This window comes from Streptomyces sp. MK37H (genome assembly GCF_018035285.1).
GTDB lineage: Bacteria > Actinomycetota > Actinomycetes > Streptomycetales > Streptomycetaceae > Streptomyces > Streptomyces endocoffeicus.
In genome coordinates, this window is record NZ_JAAAYH010000590.1 from 1 (window position 1) to 4,334 (window position 4,334).

4 protein-coding genes are annotated in these 4,334 nt (G+C 70.2%); all 4 read right to left on the minus strand.

All coding sequences use genetic code 11. From position 1 onward, the window contains the following. Positions 1-1,311: crotonyl-CoA carboxylase/reductase (gene ccrA / locus GWI24_RS41150; RefSeq protein ID WP_210951134.1), on the minus strand; the 1,311-nt coding region annotated here is incomplete at its 3' end. Positions 1,312-1,423: 112 nt separating this feature from the next. Beyond that, positions 1,424-2,833, minus strand: coding sequence for an NDP-hexose 2,3-dehydratase family protein (locus GWI24_RS41155; protein ID WP_210951135.1), 1,410 nt, complete (start codon positions 2,831-2,833; stop codon positions 1,424-1,426). Continuing rightward, complete coding sequence (locus tag GWI24_RS41160; RefSeq protein WP_210951136.1) at positions 2,827-3,813, minus strand: aldo/keto reductase; 987 nt, start codon at positions 3,811-3,813, stop codon at positions 2,827-2,829. Before GWI24_RS41160 ends, GWI24_RS41155 begins: the two co-directional genes overlap by 7 nt. Next, positions 3,813-4,334: NAD(P)-dependent oxidoreductase (locus GWI24_RS41165; RefSeq protein WP_210951137.1), on the minus strand; the 522-nt coding region annotated here is incomplete at its 5' end. The genes GWI24_RS41160 and GWI24_RS41165, both read right to left, overlap by 1 nt.

Genomic DNA, 4,334 nt, shown 5'->3' on the forward strand with positions numbered 1-4,334 from the left:
GAGATGGCGCTCGCGCAGCTCCTGGTCGCGTGCCCCCAGCCCCTCCTCCGGGGCCAGGCACAGCACGCCGACCTTTCCGGAGTGGCGGTTGCGGTGGACGTCCTGGGTGGCCGTGCCGACCGCCTCGAGCGGATAGACCTTGGAGAGCGTGGGGTGCACCATCCCCTTCTCGATCAGCCGGTTGGCCGCCCATGCCTCCCGGTAGTTGGCGAAGTGGGTGCCGATGATGCGCTTGAGCGCCATCCACAGATAGCGGTTGTCGTACTCATGGCGGTAGCCGGACGTCGAGGCGCAGGTGACGATCGTTCCACCGCGCCGCGCCACGAACACACTGGCGCCGAAGGTCTCCCGGCCGGGGTGCTCCACGACGATGTCCGGGTCGTCGCCGCCGGTGAGTTCGCGGATCCGGGATCCGAAGCGCTTCCACTCCTTGGGGTCGGGCGTGGTCGCGTCCTTCCAGAAGCGATAGCCCTCCTCGGCCCGGTCGATGACCAGCTCGGCCCCCATGGAGCGGACGAGTTCGGCCTTGCGCCGCCCGGAGACCACGCACACCGGGATCGCCCCGCCGTTGACGGCCAGCTGGGTCGCGTACGAGCCGAGGCCTCCGGCCGCGCCCCAGATGAGGGTCACATCGCCCTGTTTCATCTGGGCGCCGTTGCGGGAGACGAGCTGCCGGTACGCGGTGGAGTTGACCAGGCCGGAGGACGCGGCCTCCTCCCAGGTGAGGTGGGCGGGCATCGGCATCAGCTGGTTGGCCTTGACCAGCGAGAGTTCGGCGAGCCCGCCGTAGTTGGTCTCGAAGCCCCAGATGCGCTGCTCGGGGTCGAGCATGGAGTCGTCGTGGCCGTCCGGTGCGCGCAGTTCGATGGACAGGCAGTGGGCCACCACCCGGTCGCCCGGCTTCCAGTGGCGCACCCCGGGCCCGGTGCGCAGCACCACACCGGCCAGGTCGGAGCCCAGCACGTGGTAGGGCCGGTCGTGGCGGGCCGCTCCGGGGTCGTCGGTGCGTGCGTAGCGCTCCAGGAAGCCGAAGGTCGGCAGCGGTTCGAAGATGGCGCTCCAGACGGTGTTGTAGTTGATCGCGCTGGCCATGACCGCGATCACCGCCTCACCCGGGCCCGGTTCGGGTGTGGGCACCTCGCGGATGTGGAGCGACTTCTGGGGGTCCTTGTCCTTGGTGGCCATGCCCTCGAACATCTCGGATTCCTCTTTGAGGATCACCGCGCCCCGATAGGACTCGGGAAGGTCCAAGGCGGCGAAGTCCGCGGCCACCGCATCTTCTGCCAGCACGGCGCTGATGATGTCCTGCATGACATGTCCTCCGATGTACCGCTCCGGGCACTGTGTGTCCCGGAGGCTATGGCAGCGGCCACGATCCGAATAACCCCTAGCTCCGCGCAGGTCGCGCCCCCTAGGCGCCCCCCTATACGGCCAGGGAGTGCAGACAGGCGATGAGCGTGCGGGCCTCGACGTTGACGTAATGGCTGTGGCGGATCAGGTCGAGCAGCTGACGCACCGCCATCCAGCGGTAGTGCGGCGGCTCCTCGGGGACGGCGCTCATCTCCGTCTCCACGACCAGATAGCGGTTGAAGGCGTGGAAGAAGCGGCCGCCCTCCTCGGAGAGCACGGTGTCGAACCGCACCCGGTCGGCCGGAGCCTCCACCACCTCCTTGAGGAACGGCGGCGTGGCCCCCTCGGGCAGATGGGTGTAGTTGCGCGGGGTGCACTGCACGGTGGGGGCCAGCTCCACCACGTCCGTGTAGCCGGGTTCGGCGCGGGCCTGCACCAGCACATGCGGCACCTTGTCGGCGTAGGCCAGCAGAAAGGCGGCCACGCCCGGTCCATGGGGCTCGATCATGGGCTGGGTCCAGCCGCCCACCTCGCGGCCGCCCGCCGTCACGTCCACGGCCATCACGCTGAAGAAGCGGCCGCTCTCATGGGAGATGCGGTGGGCGTTGCGGTGCCAGCCGGTGGTTTCCCGCAGCGGTATCCGCTTGGTGAACACCTCGCGCTCGGTGCGCAGTCCGGTGATCCAGCTGAGGATGTCGGCGTCACGGTGGAGGACGTGCCGCCCCGGCCGTTCCGCCTCCGCGGTCCCGGGTGATCCGGCTGTCGGGAAGGTCTCCTCCGGGTCCAGCGGGGAGTGCGGCAGACAGGCCAGGACGCTGCGTGCGTCCATGTTCACCAGATCCTCCACGGCCAGCAGATGGTGCAGCTGGGCCAGCGTCAGCCAGCGGAAGCCGTCGCGCACCTCGACGTCCTCGTCCGGCGCGACCTCGACCAGCATATTGCGGTTGCGCTTGCGGAAGAACCAGCTGCCCTGCTCCGACTGGCGGACGTCGGCGAGCACCCGGTGCCGTTCCGTCCGCTGGAAGTACTCCAGATACGGCACCGCCCGGCCCCTGTGCACCCGGGTGTAGTTGCTGCGGGTGGCCTGGACGGTGGGCGACAGCTGGAGCCCGCCGTGGTTGCCCGGCTCCATCTTGGCCTGCATCAGGAAGTGCGGTACGCCGTCGAAGTCCTTGACCAGGATGCCCAGGATGCCGATCTCGGGCTGGTGGAGGATCGGCTGGCTCCACTCCTCCACCGGCGCCCCGGGCATCCGCACCCGGATGCCCTCGACGGTGAAGAACCGGCCGGTCTCATGGACGAGGTTATGGGTGTCCGGCGCGAAGTCCCAGCCGCGCATCGCCTCGAACGGGATGATCTCGATCCGGGACTCGTCGGCGTCGACGCGCTCGCGGAACCAGCGCTGGAAGTCGGCGAGCAGGGTCACCGAGCTGTCGACGGTGGCGGCGGAGCGGATCAGCCGCTCCTGGAGCGTGCTCACCACGCCCACGCCTCCGGTCCGGGGCCGCCGTTGCCGATCGGCGGGAACAGCCGGTCCAGTTCGGCCAGCACCTCGTCGGACAGCGTCAGCTCCATGGCCTTGAAGGCCCCTGTCAGCTGGTCCAGACTGCGCGGCCCGATGACCGGCGCGGTGATGCCGGGGCGCCCCATCACCCAGGCAAGACCCACCTCGGCCGGGTCGGCGCCGAGGCCGTCGCACAGCTTCTCGTACGCGGCGACGGCGTCCCGGTGGACCTCCAGCGCCTGGGCGGCGCGGCCCTGGGCGGTCTTCATCGCGGTGCCGTCGGCCAGCTTGCGCAGCGCCCCGCTGAGCAGCCCGCCGTGCAGCGGCGACCAGGCGAGCACCCCGACCCCGTACCGCTGGGCGGCGGGGATCAGCTCCAGTTCGATATGGCGGGTGACGAGGTTGTACACGCTCTGCTCGGAGACGATGCCGAGGAAGTGGCGGCGGGCCGCGGCCTCCTGGGCCTCGGCGATGTGCCAGCCGGCGAAGTTGGACGAGCCGACGTAGCGCACCTTGCCCTGCCGGGTCAGCGTCTCCATCGCCTGCCACACCTCCTCCCAGGGGGCGTGGCGGTCGATGTGGTGCATCTGGAACAGGTCGATCCAGTCGGTGCCCATCCGGCGCAGCGAGTCCTCGCAGGAGGCGATGATGTGCCGGGCGGACAGCCCCGAGTCATTGGGCCAGTCGGTCATCGGGTTGAAGACCTTGGTGCCCAGCACGACCTTCTCGCGCCGTCCGCCTCCTCCCGCGAACCAGCCGCCGAGGAACTCCTCGGTGTAGCCCTTGTGCTTCTGCCAGCCGTACTGGTTGGCGGTGTCGATGAAGTTGACCCCGCGGTCCAGGGCGGTGTCCAGGATCGCGTGGCTCTCCTCGTCGCTCGCCCTGACCCCGAGGTTCAGGGTGCCCAGGCACAGTCGGCTCACCTTGAGGGCGGTGCGGCCGAGATAGGTGTACTGCATCAGTGTCCTTCGGTACGGGCCGCCGCGGCAGCCGGTCGGCTCGAGGTGGCGGAGGCGGCCCACAGGTCGTGGAGGGATTCCTTGAGGGCCACCTTCGGGGACCAGCCCATGAGCCGCCGGGCGAGGCGGATGTCGGCCTGGGTCCAGCTGCCGCCCTTGCTGTGCACGGCGCCGCTCTCCTCGCGCACCAGACGGTCGGGGACCTGGGAGGCGGCGATCAGCAGCCAGGCCAGTTCGCGCATGCCGAAGGCGTCGCCCTGCCCGATGTTGAGCACCCGGCCGGTCACCGGGCTGCTCGCGGCCAGCACCACGGCCTCGGCGACATCGCGGACGTCGATGAAGTCGCGCCGGTCGTCGACGAGGGTGACGGCGAGCGGAGCGTCCTCGGTGGTGTGGCGCAGCCGGTGGGCGAGCCCGCCGAGGAAGCTGCCCCGGGGGGTGCCCGGTCCGCAGACGTTGGTGACGCGCAGCACGCAGCCGTCGATACGGCCCGCGTCCGCGGCGCCCAGGACGATCCGGCT

Bases quoted from the DNA above. Each gene is read 5' to 3' on its own strand.
- GWI24_RS41160 (WP_210951136.1), bottom strand. From the start codon at position 3,813: ATGCAGTACACCTATCTCGGCCGCACCGCCCTCAAGGTGAGCCGACTG.